The 14,325-nt window shown below is 73.4% G+C and carries 13 protein-coding genes and 1 riboswitch; of the genes, 8 read left to right on the top strand and 5 right to left on the bottom strand.

What is annotated here, in order from left to right; translation table 11 throughout:
* The first annotated feature begins 197 nt into the window (after positions 1 to 197).
* From ACSU6Z_RS21555 to ACSU6Z_RS21540, 4 genes are all read left to right on the top strand, one after another.
* On the top strand, positions 198 to 947 hold the full coding sequence (locus tag ACSU6Z_RS21555; protein ID WP_437047903.1) for an ABC transporter ATP-binding protein: 750 nt from the start codon (positions 198 to 200) through the stop codon (positions 945 to 947).
* Positions 929 to 2,464 carry a hypothetical protein gene (locus ACSU6Z_RS21550; RefSeq protein WP_437047901.1) on the top strand — a complete coding sequence of 512 codons (1,536 nt, stop codon included), beginning with the start codon at positions 929 to 931 and terminating at the stop codon, positions 2,462 to 2,464. The genes ACSU6Z_RS21555 and ACSU6Z_RS21550 overlap by 19 nt, the downstream gene beginning before the upstream one ends.
* A 131-nt stretch (positions 2,465 to 2,595) precedes the next feature.
* Positions 2,596 to 3,012: a VOC family protein gene (locus ACSU6Z_RS21545; protein ID WP_437047900.1), complete on the top strand. Its 417-nt coding sequence runs from the start codon at positions 2,596 to 2,598 to the stop codon at positions 3,010 to 3,012.
* A gap of 332 nt (positions 3,013 to 3,344) precedes the next feature.
* Complete coding sequence (locus ACSU6Z_RS21540; protein ID WP_437047898.1) at positions 3,345 to 4,082, top strand: LAETG motif-containing sortase-dependent surface protein; 738 nt, start codon at positions 3,345 to 3,347, stop codon at positions 4,080 to 4,082.
* Between the two features lie 52 nt (positions 4,083 to 4,134).
* Here ACSU6Z_RS21540 and ACSU6Z_RS21535 read toward each other — a convergent pair whose 3' ends face one another.
* The 5 genes from ACSU6Z_RS21535 to rlmN form a co-directional block, all read right to left on the bottom strand.
* Positions 4,135 to 4,962 (bottom strand): maleylpyruvate isomerase family mycothiol-dependent enzyme, encoded by an 828-nt coding sequence (locus ACSU6Z_RS21535; RefSeq protein ID WP_437047896.1) that lies wholly within the window; start codon positions 4,960 to 4,962, stop codon positions 4,135 to 4,137.
* 24 nt (positions 4,963 to 4,986) lie between these two features.
* The gene (locus tag ACSU6Z_RS21530; RefSeq protein WP_437047894.1) at positions 4,987 to 6,009 is read right to left on the bottom strand and encodes an ABC transporter ATP-binding protein; all 1,023 of its coding nucleotides are present in this window, start codon (positions 6,007 to 6,009) and stop codon (positions 4,987 to 4,989) included.
* Complete coding sequence (locus ACSU6Z_RS21525) at positions 6,006 to 7,679, bottom strand: ABC transporter permease (RefSeq protein ID WP_437047892.1); 1,674 nt, start codon at positions 7,677 to 7,679, stop codon at positions 6,006 to 6,008. The genes ACSU6Z_RS21530 and ACSU6Z_RS21525 overlap by 4 nt, the downstream gene beginning before the upstream one ends.
* The gene (locus tag ACSU6Z_RS21520) at positions 7,655 to 8,734 is read right to left on the bottom strand and encodes a thiamine ABC transporter substrate-binding protein (RefSeq protein ID WP_437047891.1); all 1,080 of its coding nucleotides are present in this window, start codon (positions 8,732 to 8,734) and stop codon (positions 7,655 to 7,657) included. The genes ACSU6Z_RS21525 and ACSU6Z_RS21520 overlap by 25 nt, the downstream gene beginning before the upstream one ends.
* A gap of 79 nt (positions 8,735 to 8,813) precedes the next feature.
* Positions 8,814 to 8,919: riboswitch (TPP riboswitch) on the bottom strand.
* A gap of 24 nt (positions 8,920 to 8,943) precedes the next feature.
* Positions 8,944 to 10,050, bottom strand: a complete 1,107-nt coding sequence (rlmN, locus tag ACSU6Z_RS21515; RefSeq protein WP_437047890.1) for a 23S rRNA (adenine(2503)-C(2))-methyltransferase RlmN — start codon at positions 10,048 to 10,050, stop codon at positions 8,944 to 8,946.
* A 434-nt stretch (positions 10,051 to 10,484) separates the two neighbouring features.
* Here rlmN and ACSU6Z_RS21510 point away from each other — a divergent pair, with 434 nt between their 5' ends.
* Genes ACSU6Z_RS21510 through ACSU6Z_RS21495 form a run of 4 tightly spaced genes read left to right on the top strand, consistent with a single transcriptional unit; the run spans position 10,485 to position 14,285 of the window.
* Entirely contained in the window at positions 10,485 to 11,489 is a 1,005-nt protein-coding gene (locus tag ACSU6Z_RS21510) for a siderophore ABC transporter substrate-binding protein (RefSeq protein WP_437047888.1), read from the top strand.
* 39 nt (positions 11,490 to 11,528) lie between these two features.
* On the top strand, positions 11,529 to 12,503 hold the full coding sequence (locus tag ACSU6Z_RS21505) for an ABC transporter permease (RefSeq protein WP_437047887.1): 975 nt from the start codon (positions 11,529 to 11,531) through the stop codon (positions 12,501 to 12,503).
* Positions 12,496 to 13,530 (top strand): iron chelate uptake ABC transporter family permease subunit, encoded by a 1,035-nt coding sequence (locus tag ACSU6Z_RS21500; protein WP_437047885.1) that lies wholly within the window; start codon positions 12,496 to 12,498, stop codon positions 13,528 to 13,530. Before ACSU6Z_RS21505 ends, ACSU6Z_RS21500 begins: the two co-directional genes overlap by 8 nt.
* The gene (locus tag ACSU6Z_RS21495; RefSeq protein WP_437047883.1) at positions 13,527 to 14,285 is read left to right on the top strand and encodes an iron ABC transporter ATP-binding protein; all 759 of its coding nucleotides are present in this window, start codon (positions 13,527 to 13,529) and stop codon (positions 14,283 to 14,285) included. Before ACSU6Z_RS21500 ends, ACSU6Z_RS21495 begins: the two co-directional genes overlap by 4 nt.
* Positions 14,286 to 14,325 lie beyond the last annotated feature (40 nt).

The following is a 14,325-nucleotide window of genomic DNA, read 5'->3' as shown; positions in this document are numbered from 1 at the left end:
CCTCAAGGGTGGCCGTCAACGGCCCCGGCGCCACCCGTTCGAGTGAGAAACGGAGGCCCGGGGCCGCGTGCTGTCCGGCCTCCCCGCGTGTCCTGCCTAGCGTGCCCTGTGACCGATCGGCCCTGCCGTCGTTCCCCCGCACGGGGGATTTCGCGACAGCACACGGCATTTCTCGATCCGAACCGAGGTGTACGCCCATGGTGGCCCCGCCGGACAACGACGTGCTCCGGGCATGCGCCCTGCACTTCCAGCACCACGACGGCTCCCCCGCGCTCGGCGGGGTCTCGCTCGGCGTCCGGGAGGGCGAGATCCTCGCGGTGAGCGGTCCGCGCGGCAGCGGCAAGACCACGCTCCTGCACTGCCTGTCCGGCCTGGTGCGGCCGCAGCGCGGCGAGGTCTGGTTCGACGGCGCGGCCCTGCACACCCTGGGCCCGCTGCGCCGGGAACGGCTGCGCCGCGACCGCTTCGGCTGGATCGACCCGGTGCCCGCGCTCGTCCCCGAACTGACCGTGTGGGAGAACGCTGCCCTGCCGCTGATGCTGCGCGGCACCGCCCGGCGCCGCGCCAGGAGCGCCGCCCTGGAGTGGCTGGACCGCCTCGACGTCGGCGACCGGGCCCGCAGCCGCCCGCGCGCGCTCCGGCAGGCCGAGCGGCAGCGCGTGTGCATCGCCCGCGCCCTCGCCACCGCGCCCGCGGTCCTCTTCGCCGACGAACCGGCAGCGCCCCTGCACCGCGCGGACCGCGTCCAGGTCCTGCGCACCCTGACCACGGCGGCCCGATCGCACGGCATCACGGTCGTCCTCGCCACGCACGACTCCGAGACCGCGGCCCTCGCCGACCGCACGGTGTCGCTGCTCGACGGGCGGCGGGTGGACACCGTGCACCTGCCGCCCGTCCCCCAGCCCGCCGCGCCGGAAGGCCGGGCCGCGTGCTCGCTCTCCGCCTGAGCCGCGGCGCCCGCCTCGCCGCCCGGCTGCGCAGCCTGCTGGTGGCGGCGGCGTCGGCGGGCACGGGCTTCCTGCTGCTGTGCGCCCTCGGCCACGCGTTGAGCCGTCCGGCCTCCCCCGCCGCCCTCACCCGCCTCGCCTGGTGCGCGGCGCCCCTGGCCGCCACGGTGTACTTCGCCCTCGCCGTGGCCCGTACCGACCCCGGCACCCGCCCCCGCCCCGGCCTGTCGGCGGCCGGACTGGGGCCCGGCCGCCTGGCGGTCCTCTCGGCGACGGCCACGGCCCTGTCCTGTGCCCTGGGCTCGGTGCTGGCGCTGCTGTCCTTCCTCCACCTGCGCGGCGACCTCACCGGCCGCCCCCTCGACGGTGCCGCAGGCGACGCCCTCGCCGCCGGGCAGCCCCTGCCCCTGCCCGCCGTCCTGACCCTGCTGACACTGGTCCCGGCGACCGCGTCGGCGACGGTCGCGCTGGCGCTGCGCCCCCGGGAGGCCCGCCCCGGCCCGGGCCCGGCCCGCCGGTACGGTCGCTTCGGCGCGTACGGGGTCGGTGCGGCGCGCGAGACCTTCGGGGCGTACGGGCGTTTCGGCGCCCGCCGCGGGACGGGCGGGGCGGCGGACCGCCGGACCGCAGCCGTCCCCCCGGAACGAACGGCAAAGCCGGTTCCGGAGGCGGCGGCTGCCGCGTCACGGGGGGCGGCGGCCCCCACCGCCCGCGAAGCGACGGCGGCCGGCGCGCGCGCAGCGGCATCCGCCGCACGGACGGGAAGTGCCCCGTGCGCGGAACCGGACCGCACGGCGGACGCCACCGCCCCGGCACCCGCCGCCCCGCACGCGGTGGGCGGTGACCCGCACGAGACGGCTGCCACCGCCCCGGCACCCGCCGCCCCGCACCCGGCGGACGGTGACCCGCACGCCCCCGGCACCGCGGCCCCCCACCGGGCGACCGCCACCCTCCCCTGGGGCATCGCCGTGCTCACCGCCGGCCTGGCCGTGGAGACCTACGCGGGCCGCGCCGACGCCGCCCCGGGCACCCCGGCCGCCGGCGTCCTGACCGGCTGGGTCCTGACCGCCCTCGGTCTCGCCCTGGCCGGCCCCGGCCTCACCCACCTGTGCGGCCGCCTGGTGCAGGCGTTCCGCCCCGGGGCCCTGCGCCTGCTGGCCGGCCGGACGCTGATGGAGGAGGCGTCCCGCATCGGCCGCCCCCTCGGCGTGGTCTGCGCGGTGGCGTCGGCGGCGCACGCGGCGACGGCCCTGTCCGCGAACGGCGGACCGCCCTTCGGGCCGCTGCCCACCCTCGGTGCCCTGGTGGTGGCCGGCTGCGCCGTGGCCACGCTGCTCACCGCGGCCGTCGAGACCAGGCAGGCCCGCGCCGGCACCACGGCCGCGCTGCTGCGCCTGGGCGCCTCCGGCACGGTGCTGCGCGCCGCCGCCGCCCTGCGCGCCGTCGCGCTGCTGGCGCTGTTCGGCCCGCTGACCCTGGCCGTGGCGAAGCTGGCGGCGCTGCCGCCGGCCCGCTGACGCCGGCCGCGCGGCAGCCCCGGGAGGGAACCGCGGGAGTTCCCCGGACGCCGATGAGTTCCGCCGCTGCCCCGGGTCTACCCCTTCGAACAGCACGGACCCCATGGACCACTTGACGGGGAGAGACCCAGATGACCACCGCGTACCAGCAGATGATCTTCGTGAACCTGCCCGTGAACGACCTCGACGCCTCGAAGAAGTTCTTCACGGAGCTCGGTTACACGATCAACCCCCGGTTCAGCGACGAGAACGCGGCCTCCGTCGTGATCGGCGACGCCATCGTGGCGATGCTGCTCACCAAGCCGTTCTACGCGACCTTCACCGACAAGGAGATCGCCGACGCGACCAGGACCAGCGAGGTGCTGATCGCTCTGAGCGCCGAGAGCCGCGAGAAGGTCGACGAGCTGGTCGACCGCGCGATCTCCCTGGGCGGCACGGCCACGGGCCGGACCCAGAACCTCGGCTTCATGTACGGCCGCGCCTTCGACGACCTCGACGGCCACACCTGGGAGGTCGTGTGGATGGACCCGGCGGCGGCCCAGGGCTGACGGACCGGCGCGGTCGGCGGGTGCGTCCGGCACCGGCCGGCCGCCCCGCGCCGCCCGCGGGCACCGTCTTCCCCGGCTGTCCGGCGGGGGCCGGGGCCCCGTCGTGCACGCCGCCGGTCACCGGCCGGGCGCGAACCGCCTCCGGGGCGCCCGAGGCACCGGAACGCCTTGGCGGTTAATGAAAGGGCAAAGCCAACTCCCTTGATTCACAGATGCGTTGACACTACTGGTGCAGCACTCGTAGACCTGTGGGTCTGCTGGGGGCCGAGTCGCTCCGGCGATGTCCCGTGCCCCGCCCACCCCCCTCATCCACGCATCCCGTAAGGACCACCGTGGCAGTCCCGTCCCTCCTCAGCCGCACGGCGTCCCGCCGTGCCGCCCTGCGTCCCGCGCGTTCCCTCGGTGTGGCCGCCGCCTCGGCCGCCCTCGCCGTCGGCGCCGCCGGCACCGCGCTCGCCTGCGACATCAGCGAGTTCTCCGCCGCCGCGAAGTGCGACGGCGGCAAGGGCGTCATCACCGTCACCGACGTCGACCCCTCCGGCGTCCCGGCCACCGTCACCGTCTTCCTCCACAACGACGGCACCGACGTGAAGAAGGTCGGCGAGCAGGTCGTCAAGGGCTCGCGCGAAGGCACCACGATCACCTTCACCGAGGACTGGAAGCCGAACGCCGAGTACCGCGTCCACGTCAAGGCCGCGGGCTACGTCGACGAGGACATCGAGCCGAACCTCGTGACCCCGGCCACCGCCTGCGCGACGGAGGAGCCGCCGGCGCCCACTCCGACACCCACGCCCACGCCGTCGCAGACCTCCTCGGCCCCGGCCCCGCCGGCCTCGCCCCGGCCGCCGGTCTCGTCGGCCCCGGCCTCGTCGGCCCCGGCGAGCCCGAGCACCGCTCCGGCCGGCGCCGTGAGCAACGCGCCCTCGCCGGCCGGTGAGTCCCGCCTCGCCGAGACCGGGGCCGGCTCCGACACCGGGCTGATCGCCGGGATCGCGGCCTCCCTGGTCGTGATCGGCGGCGCTGCGGTCTTCCTCGGCCTGCGCCGCCGCGGGGCGAAGAACGACCGCTGACGCACCGCGCCGGGCAGCCGGCCCGCCCCGGACCGGGGACGGGCCGGCTCCCTCATCCGAAGCTGGCCCGCTCCAGCCAGAACTCCAGCAGCTCCCGCTCGCCGAGGACCTCCAGCCCCGGCGTGTCCAGGGGCAGCCGACGGTAGAAGGCGAGCAGGAGGACGGTCAGCGGCCCGCGGAGCGCGACGTCCGCCTTCTCGTGGCCGCGGCGCCAGTCGACGCCGTCCCCGGTCAGCTCGACCAGCCACTCGGCGTCCAGCTCGGGAGCGGTGTCGGTGGCGTGGAGGTGGAGGCTGCGCCCCGCTCCGCGCAGTTGTCCCGCCGGGCCGTCCGGCCGGACCCGCTGCACGAACCGCACGGTCTCCAGCCACTCGTCGAGCGCGTCGGCGGCCACCTCGGGCCCGACCTCGAAGGGAAGTCCCGCCTCGGGAAGCCCCGCTTCGGGAGGACCGGCCGCCAGCACGGCGTCCGCCCGGTGGACGACGAGCTCGTGGGTCATCCGGCGGGCCCAGAACCCCGCGGTGGGGATCCCCGCCCACGACCACACCTTCGCGTCGGGCCCGGCCCGGCGCAGCGCGGCGACGACCGCCTCGCCGGACTCGGCCAACCACGCGTCCAGTGCCCCGGCGTCCCCCCGGGTCCGCGGCCCGCCGCTCTCGGGCACCCGCTCCACGGGGATCTCCTCCTGTGCCCGGGTCCGCACCAGCAGCTCCACCCAGCGCAGGGCGCCGCCGACATGCCGTACCAGCTCTTCCAGGGTCCAGTCCGGGCAGGTCGGCACGGTCGCGGCCAGGTCGGCACCGGAGGTGATCAGATTCCTGAACTGCCGTACCTGGCGGGCTATTTCGTCGCAGTACCGGTCGTGTGCGAGGAGTGTCATGCCCCGCACCCTACGACGGGCCGGTCAGCCGAGCACCACGGTTTCGTCCGGGTCGAACCCCACCCCGACCTCGTCCCCGACCTCCGGCGCCGCCCGCAGCGCGCACGCCGCCTCCAGGCGCGGCGCGTCCTGCGGCTGGAGGCGCACGGCGACATGGGTGCCCTTGAACGTGCGGGCGACGACCGTGCAGCGCAGCCCCTCCCCGGCGGGCACCAGGCGTACGCCGGCCGGTCGCACGAGCAGTGTGCGCTCCCCCTGCGGGGCGTCCCGCGGCACCGGCACCTTGCCCCAGGCCGTGTCCGCGGCCTGCCCGGCGACGGTCGCCGCGACGACGTTCTCGAAGCCGAGGAAGCGGGCCACGAACGCGTCCGCGGGCCGCTGCCACACCTGAAGCGGCGTCCCCGACTGGGCGATCCGCCCGTCCCGCATCACCACGACCCGGTCGGCGAGCGCGAACGCCTCGCCCTGGTCGTGCGTCACCGCGAGCACCGTGGTGCCCAGCCGGGCGAACAGCTCCCGCAGTTCGACGACGAGCCGTTCCCGCAGGGAGCGGTCGAGCTGCCCGAGCGGCTCGTCCAGCATCAGCAGCCGCGGCCGGGGCGCCAGCGCCCGGGCCAGCGCCACCCGCTGCTGCTCCCCGCCGGACAACGCGGCCACCGCCCGGCGGGCGGCGCCCGGCAATCCGACCAGTTCCAGCAACTCCCTTACTCGGTCCTGCTGTTCGGCGCGCGGCACGCCGTGCATGCGCAGCCCGAACGCGACGTTGCCGCCCACGTCCCGCTGCGGGAAGAGCTGGTGGTCCTGGAACATCAGCCCCACCTCGCGGCGGTGTGCGGGCACACCCGCCTGGTCCCGCCCGCCGAGCAGCACCGCCCCGCCGTCCAGCGGCTGGAGTCCGGCGACGGCCCGCAGCAGCGTCGACTTGCCGCTGCCGCTGGGCCCGAGCACGCACACCGTCTCGTGCTCCGCGACATCGAGGTCGACGGCGTCCAGCACGGTCCGCCCGCCGAAGCGGACGGTCGCGCCCCGAAGGCTGAGCAGCGTCACTGGAACTCCCCGGTCCGGTCGGTCCGCAGCCGCTCCAGCACCAGCAGCGCCACCGCGCACACCACCATCAGAATCGTCGACAGGGCCATCGCCTGCCCGTAGTTCATCTCGCCCGGCCTCCCCAGCAGCCGCGCCACCGCGACCGGCAGCGTCGGGTTGTCGGGCCGCGCGATGAAGACGGTCGCCCCGAACTCGCCCAGCGACACCGCGAACGCGAAGCCGGCCGCGACCAGCAGCGCCCGCCGCACCAGCGGCAGATCGACCTCGCGCCACACCCGCCAGGGCGACGCGCCCAGCACCGCGGCGGCCTCCCGCAGCCGGGCGTCCACCGCCCGCAGCACCGGCAGCATGGTCCGTACGACGAAGGGGACGCCGACCAGCGCCTGCGCGAGCGGCACCAGGATCCACGAACTCCTCAGGTCCAGCGGGGGTTCGTCCAACGCGATCAGGAACCCGAAGCCGACCGTCACCGCGGACACCCCGAGCGGCAGCATCAGCAGCGCGTCGAACCCGCGCACGAGGCGGCCCGCGTCCCGCCGGGTGAGCGCGGTCGCGGCGAGGCCGCCGATCACCACGGCGATGGCGGTGGCGGCGAGGGCGTACCGGAGGGAGGCGCCGACCGCCTCGATCGGCGGGACCAGGAAGATGCCGCTGTCCGCGCCCGTCAGGGCCCGGTAGTAACCGAGACCGGGCGCGTCCAGCGACCGCTCGACCAGCACGGCGAGCGGCAGCACCAGCAGCACGGCGACGGTCGCCAGGACACCGGCCAGCAGCGCCCACTGCCCCGCCCCGCGCGGCCGGCGCGCGGTCACCGAGGCGTCCACCAGCCGCAGCGCGCTCTCCCGCCGCCGTACGGACCAGGCGTGCACGGCGAGGATCGCGCCGACCGCGATGAACTGGACCATGGTCAGCACGGCGGCCGTGGACAGGTCGAAGACGTCCGCGGTCTGCCGGTAGATCTCCACCTCCAGGGTGGCGAAGGCGGGCCCGCCGAGGATCTGGACGACGCCGAAGGAGGTGAAGGTGAACAGGAACACCATCAGCGCGGCGGCGGCCACGGCCGGTGCCAGCGCGGGCAGGGTGACCGTCCGCCAGGCGGCCGGGCGCGAGGCGCCCAGCATCCGCGCGGCCTCCTCCTGCCGCGGATCGAGCTGCGCCCACAGCCCGCCGACGGTGCGGACCACGACGGCGTAGTTGAAGAAGACGTGCGCGAGCAGGATCGCCCACACGGTGGTGTCCAGCCGTACGCCCCACCACTCGTCCAGCGGCCCGCCCCGTCCGACCAGCGCGAGGAAGGCGGCCCCGACGACGACCGTCGGCAGCACGAACGGGACGGTCACCACGGCCCGCAGCACCTGTTTGCCGGGGAAGTCCAGGCGGGCGAAGACGTACGCGCCGGGCAGCGCGACCAGCAGCGTCAGCGCGGTGGAGGCCAGGGCCTGCCAGGTGGTGAACCACAGCACGTGCCGGACGCCGGACTGTGCCAGCACCTCCCCTACCCGCCCGAGGTGCCAGCCGTCGCCGTCCCTCAGCCCGCGCCCGACGATCGCGAGGACCGGGTAGGCGAAGAAGACGGCGAAGAACGCGACGGGCACGGCCATGAGCCCGAGCCGCGCCGCGCTCCCCCGGCGCCCGCCGCGCCCGGCTACTTCAGTACGAGCGAGGTCCACGTCTTGACCCACTCGTCGCGGTGGTCGGCGATCTCGTCCGGGTCCAGGGTCCGCGGGTCCTCGGCCTGCGGCCCGTACTCCGTGAACTCCCGCGGCACCTTCGCGTCGTCCCGCACCGGGTGGACGAACATGTTCAGCGGCATGTCCTCCTGGAACCGCTTGCCGATCAGGAAGTCCAGGAGTGCCTTGCCGCCCTCGGGGTTCTTCGCGTTGCTCAGCAGCCCCGCGTACTCCACCTGGCGGAAGCAGGTGTCGGGGGCGATGCCCGTGGGGGCGGTGTCCGGCCGGGGATCGGCGTAGATCACCTCGGCGGGCGGCGAGGAGGCGTACGACACGACCAGCGGCCGGTCCGCCTTGGCCTTCCTGCCGCCGGCGGAACCGGAGAACTCCTCGTTGTAGGCCTGCTCCCAGCCGTCGACGACCTTCACGCCGTTGGCCTTCAGCTTCTTCCAGTAGTCCTGCCAGCCCTCCTTTCCGTACTCGGCGGCGGTGCCGAGGAGGAAGCCGAGGCCGGGCGAGGAGGTGGCGGCGTTCTCGGTGACCAGGAGGTTCTTGTACTGCGGCTTGACCAGGTCGTCGAAGGAGGAGGGCGGGGTCAGCTCGTGCTCGCTGAACCACTCCTTGTCGTAGTTGACGCAGATGTCGCCGGTGTCGACGGGCGTGACCCGGTGCTCGTCCCGGCCGGCCCGGTACTCCGGCTTCACCCGGTCCGCGTCCTTCGGCTCGTACGGCTGGAACAGCCCGTTGTCGAGCGCGCGCGACAGCAGGGTGTTGTCGACGCCGAAGAAGACGTCGCCCTGCGGGTTGTCCTTGGTCAGGATCGCCTTGTTGACGGCCTGCCCGGCGTCGCCGTCCTCCAGGACCCTGACCTTGTAGCCGGAGCTCTTCTCGAAGGCGGCGATGACGCTCTTCGACGCGGCCCACGAGTCGTGGCTGACCAGGGTCACGGTCCTGGAGCCGCCGGATTCCCCGCCGCCTTCGGACGACCCGCACGCGGACAGCGTGACCAGGCCGAGTCCGACGACCAGGATCGTGGCCTTCTTGGTGATGCTCACTGATGTCCTCCTGGGTGACCAGGAAGAGACGCGGCCCCGCCCGGACTCCTCGGGAGGAGTGCCGGGCGGGGCGCAACAGCTCGAGTGATGACCGATCTCCCTACCCAGAATGACCTGGGCCAGGTTCGGAGGGTCTGCGGCCGGTGCCGCACTCTCAGCGCTGTGGCGCTCCCCTGTCGGAATATGAATATTTTCTTACGGTGGTCAGATTACCGTTCGCTCGCGGCGAGCTGCCCGCACGCCCCGTCGATCTCCTGTCCACGGGTGTCCCGGATGGTCACCGGCACACCGTGGGCGGCGATCGCCTCCACGAACGCCTTCTCGTCCTCGGGCCGCGAGGCGGTCCACTTGGAGCCCGGCGTCGGGTTGAGCGGGATGAGGTTGACGTGCACGGGCCTGCCCTTGAGCAGCCGTCCGAGCCGGTCGCCGCGCCACGCCTGGTCGTTGATGTCCCGGATCAGCGCGTACTCGATGGACAGCCGCCGCCCGGACTTCGCGGCGTACTCGAACCCGGCGTCCAGCACCTCGCGCACCTTCCACCGCGTGTTCACGGGGACGAGGGTGTCGCGCAGCTCGTCGTCGGGCGCGTGCAGCGAGATCGCCAGGCGGCACTTGAAGCCCTCGTCGGCGAAGCGGTGGATGGCCGGGACCAGGCCCACCGTCGAGACGGTGATCCCGCGCTGCGACAGCCCGAGCCCGTCCGGCTCGGGATCGGTGAGCCGGCGGATGGCCCCGACGACCCGGTTGTAGTTGGCGAGCGGCTCGCCCATGCCCATGAAGACGATGTTGGACAGCCGGGCCGGGCCGCCCGGCACCTCGCCGTCGCGCAGGGACCGCATGCCGTCCACGATCTGGTGCACGATCTCCGCGGTGGACAGGTTCCGGTCCAGACCGGCCTGCCCGGTGGCGCAGAACGGGCAGTTCATGCCGCACCCGGCCTGTGAGCTGATGCACATGGTCACCCGGTCCGGGTACCGCATGAGGACCGACTCCACGAGCGTCCCGTCGAACAGGCGCCACAGCGTCTTCCGCGTGGTGCCCTGGTCGGTCGACAGGTGCCGCACCACGGTCATCAGCTCCGGCAGCAGCGCCTCCTGGAGCTTGCCGCGGGAGCCGGCCGGGATGTCGGTCCACTGCTCCGGGTCGTGCGCGTACCGCGCGAAGTAGTGCTGCGAGAGCTGCTTGGCGCGAAACGGCTTCTCGCCGATCGCGGCGACGGCCTCCTTGCGCTCGGCGGGCGTGAGGTCGGCAAGGTGCCGCGGCGGCTTCTTGGCTCCGCGCGGGGCGACGAAAGTGAGTTCTCCGGGCTTGGGCATGGTGGTTCCAGTGTCGCAGATCGACTCGGGGAGCCCGGGCCGGAGCGGAGCGGGAACGGTCGCCCCGGGTGCCCACCGTCACCTTCGGCCGCCCCGGCCGGGGGCGTGCGGTCCTGAAGCGGCGGGCTCGGGGCCGGCCTCCGCACAACGGATTCCGCTCCTGCGCATCGCGGCGAGGTGGTGAACCCGTCGAACCGCCGCGGGCCCCTCCTGATGGGCGGAACCGCCCGGGAGTGCCCCGGCGCGGTGTTCACACCGGCCACAGCAAGATCATGTCATTCCCGGCCAGAAGGTACGGAGCACCACTTAGGCAAGGGTAGCCTTACCGATGCGGGTCACCGGTTCACCGCGGCCGGCCCCGCCGTGCCCGGCCGTCCGCAGGTCCGTGCCGAGCCCCCCTGCCGCTCGTCGGCATCCGATCCAGAAAGCAGATCATGTACGCGTTCCGGCCCCGCCCTGCCCGTCCGCTGATCGCCCTCGGCGCCGCCCTCGGCTCCGTGGCCCTGCTGGCAGCCTGTTCCTCCGGTACGGATTCCGGTCGGACGGCCGGCGCCGCGGGCGCGGAGCAGGTCACCCTGACCACCAACCTCGGCGAGAAGCGGTTCCCGAAGAACCCCGAGCGGGTCGCCGCACTGGACAACACCTCCTTCGCCACCCTCAAGGCCCTGGGCATCAAGCCGGTCGCAGCGCCCAAGGAACTGCTCCCCGCCACCGGGTACGACGACTGGCGGAACGACGACTCCATCGCGGACGTCGGCTCGCACCGCGAACCGAAGCTGGAGGAGCTGAACGCCGCCGAACCCGACCTGATCATCGGTGGTTACCGCTTCGCCGAGCAGCAGGACGAGCTGGAGAAGATCGCGCCGACCGTCGACATCTCCCCCTCGGACGAGGCCGAGGGCGGGTACGTCGCCTCGCTGAAGACGCAGACCGAGCAGCTGGGCGAGCTCTTCGGCGAGGAGGAGCAGGCCGCGAAGATCGTCGACGAGCTGGAGTCGGCCGAGAAGGCCGCGATCGAGGCGACGGACGGCGAGACCGTCTTCCTGGCCGTCGCCAGCGGCGGAAAGATCGACAACGGCGCGAGCCGCATCGGCCGGCTGGCCGAGCCGCTGAACCTGAGGAACGTGCTCTCCGCCGAGGGCCAGGAGGAGACCTCGGTCCACAACGATTCCGGACTGGCGCCCGAGACCGTCGCCAAGCTGAACCCCGACTGGATGATCGTGATGGACCGCGACACCGGCGTCTTCAAGGGCGAGGGCGAGGCGCCCACCCCCGCGAAGAGCCTGGTGAAGGGCCAGGACGCCTGGAAGAAGACCACGTTCGCGTCCCGGGACCAGATCGTCTACCTGCCCGCCGACTTCTACGTGACCGAAGGCGCCCAGGCCTACACGGCGAGCTTCGAGCTGATCGCCGAAGCCTTCGCCAAGGCCGCCGAGTAGTCCCGGACCCTTCCCTTCACAGACCCAGCGGAGGTGCGCATGCTGCGCCGTCTCGCTCTGCCCTGTGCCGTACTGGCCGTCCTGGGGCTGATGGTGGTGTCGCTGATGACCGGCGGTTACGACATCGACCTGCACTCCCTGCTGCACGACCCCGAGGCACGGCGGATGTTCCTGATCTCCAGGGTGCCCCGCACGCTGGCCCTCGTCCTGGCCGCGGCCGCCATGGCGGTCTCCGGGGTGATCATGCAGATGCTGGTGCAGAATCGTTTCGTCGAACCGACCACCACCGGCACGACCGAGTGGTCCGCGCTGGGCGTGCTCCTGCTCACCCTGGTGGCACCGGGTGCTCCGGTCCTGGCGAAGATGGCGTGTGCCTCGGCCTTCGCCTTCGCCGGGTCCGTGCTCTTCCTGGGCCTGCTGCGCAGGCTCGCGCTGCACTCCCAGGTGATCGTGCCGATCGTCGGCATCATGCTGGGCGCCGTGGTCGGCGCGGTCACCACCTACGTCGCCGCCTCCACCGACCTCATGCAGACGCTGTCCGCCTGGCGCTCCGGCGGCTTCAGTTCGGTGGTCAAGGGCACCTACGAGCCGTTGTGGGTGGTCGGCGTCCTGGTCGTCGCGCTGTACGCGGTGGCCGACCGGATCACCATCGCCGGACTGGGCCGGGACATGGCGGTGAGCCTGGGCCTGTCCTACCGCCGGGTCCTGGGCCTGGGCCTGGTGATGGTGGCGCTGGCCACCGGTGTGACCTCCGTCGTGGTCGGCTTCCTGCCGTTCCTCGGACTGGTGGTGCCCAACCTGGTCTCCATGGTGCGCGGCGACGACGTGCGCTCCAACCTGCCCTGGGCGGTGCTCGGCGGTGTCGCCCTGCTGACGGTGTGCGACCTGATCGGCCGCACCGTCGTCGCCCCGCTGGAGATTCCCGCCTCGGTGATCCTCGGGGCCGTCGGGGCCACCGTCTTCCTGTGCCTGGTCCTGCTCCGGCACGCACGAGGGGAAGCCGTCCATGCCTGAATCCGCAACCGTCCGGGCGCCGGCCGCCCCCGGCCGTCTCCCGCGGCCGCCGGGCACCTCGAAGGAAGGGCGGCGCGGCCCGAGCCCGCGCGTACGCCTGATCGCCGTCGGTGGCGCCGTCGTGGTGGCCGCGCTCTGCTTCCTGTTCCTGTTCGTCAAGGGATCGTTCGAGTTCGCGATCGAGCGGCGCCTGACCCTGCTCGGCGCGATGGTGGTGGCGGCCTTCGCCCAGGGCGTGGGAACCGTCGTGTTCCAGACCGCCACCCACAACCGGCTCCTCACCCCGTCCCTGATGGGCTTCGACGCCGTCTACACCCTGATGCAGACGCTGACGGTGTTCCTCTTCGGCGGCACCGCGCTGGCCGCGACCGACGGGCTCGCCAAGCTGGTCGTGCAGACGGCGCTGATGGTCGCCTTCACCACGGTGCTGTTCCGCTGGCTGTTCAGCGGCCCCACCGGCAGCCTCCACGTGCTGCTGCTGGCCGGTGTGGTGCTGGGCGTCGCCTTCCAGAGCCTGTCGCTGTTCCTCCAGAGGATGCTGGCGCCCGCGGACTACGACGTGCTCTCCGCGCGGCTGTTCGGCCGCCTGGGATCGGTGGAGGCGACGCACCTGCCGTTCGCCTTCGCCGTGTGCGCCGCGGCCGGCCTCTGTCTGTGGCGGCGGCGGTACCGGCTCGACGTCCTGCTACTGGGCCGGGACGCGGCCACCGGACTGGGCCTGAACCACCGCGGGGAGCTGACCGGCGCGCTGATCGTGGTCTCGCTGATGGTCGCGATGTCGACGGCGTTGGCCGGCCCGATGACCTTCTTCGGTTTCATCGCGGCGCTCCTGGCCCGTCAGCTCGCGGGAACCCACCGGCATGCCGTCGTCCTGCCGATGGCCTTCCTGGCGGGCCTGTTCACCCTGCTCGTCGGCCAGTTCACGATGGAGCACATCGTGTACGCGTCCGGCATGCTCACCACCGTCATCGAGTTCCTCGGCGGCGCGGTCTTCCTGGCCTACCTGCTCAAGAAGGGCACCCTGTGATCGAGTTCCACGATCTGGTCAAGTCCTACGGCGGCCACACCGTCCTCGGCCCGGTGAGCGGCCGCATCGAGGAGGGCGGCATCACCTCGCTGATCGGGCCGAACGGCGCGGGCAAGTCGACGCTGCTCACCCTGCTCGGCAGGCTGGCGGAGCCCACCGCCGGCACGGTGCTCCTGGACGGCACGGACGTCCACCGCGCGCCGTCGGCCGAGACCGCCCGGCGGCTGGCCGTCCTGCGCCAGGACAACCACTTCACCGCCCGGGTCACCGTGCGGGAACTCGTGGCCTTCGGCAGGTTCCCGCACAGCCGGGGGCGGCTCACCGCCGCGGACCACGAGCACATCGACCGGGCCCTGGACTTCCTCGACCTGGGTGACCTGGCCGGCCGCCACCTCGACCAGCTCTCCGGCGGCCAGCGGCAGCGGGCCTATGTCGCCATGGTGCTGGCCCAGGACACCCGCTACGTGCTGCTCGACGAGCCGCTGAACAACCTCGACATCAGGCATGCGGTCCAGATGATGGAGCAACTGCGCTCCGCGGCGGACGAGTTGGACAAGACCGTGGTCCTGGTGGTGCACGACATCAACATCGCGGCCGGCTATTCCGACCACATCATCGCACTGCGGGAGGGCGCAATCGCCGCCCACGGCACCCCGGCCGAGCTGATGGACCCCGATCTGCTCACCCGGATCTTCGACACCCCGGTCCAGGTCCACGAGGTGGACGGCCGTCCCCTGGCCGTCCACCACCGCTGACGGGCGATGCGTCGGGGTTCCCCGCCGTGCGGGAGCGACC

The sequence above is a fragment of the Streptomyces sp. enrichment culture genome, assembly GCF_964273145.1.
Classification (GTDB): domain Bacteria; phylum Actinomycetota; class Actinomycetes; order Streptomycetales; family Streptomycetaceae; genus Streptomyces.
The sequence above is the reverse complement of the archived record's forward strand: the minus strand, read 5'-3'. Positions and strand labels throughout refer to the sequence as shown.

Coding starts and splice junctions, on each gene's coding strand:
- ACSU6Z_RS21535 (WP_437047896.1), bottom strand. CDS start 4,962: ATGACACTCCTCGCACACGACCGGTACTGCGACGAAATAGCCCGCCAG.
- ACSU6Z_RS21545 (WP_437047900.1), top strand. CDS start 2,596: ATGACCACCGCGTACCAGCAGATGATCTTCGTGAACCTGCCCGTGAAC.
- ACSU6Z_RS21555 (WP_437047903.1), top strand. CDS start 198: ATGGTGGCCCCGCCGGACAACGACGTGCTCCGGGCATGCGCCCTGCAC.
- ACSU6Z_RS21510 (WP_437047888.1), top strand. CDS start 10,485: ATGTACGCGTTCCGGCCCCGCCCTGCCCGTCCGCTGATCGCCCTCGGC.
- rlmN (WP_437047890.1), bottom strand. CDS start 10,050: ATGCCCAAGCCCGGAGAACTCACTTTCGTCGCCCCGCGCGGAGCCAAG.
- ACSU6Z_RS21505 (WP_437047887.1), top strand. CDS start 11,529: ATGCTGCGCCGTCTCGCTCTGCCCTGTGCCGTACTGGCCGTCCTGGGG.
- ACSU6Z_RS21500 (WP_437047885.1), top strand. CDS start 12,496: ATGCCTGAATCCGCAACCGTCCGGGCGCCGGCCGCCCCCGGCCGTCTC.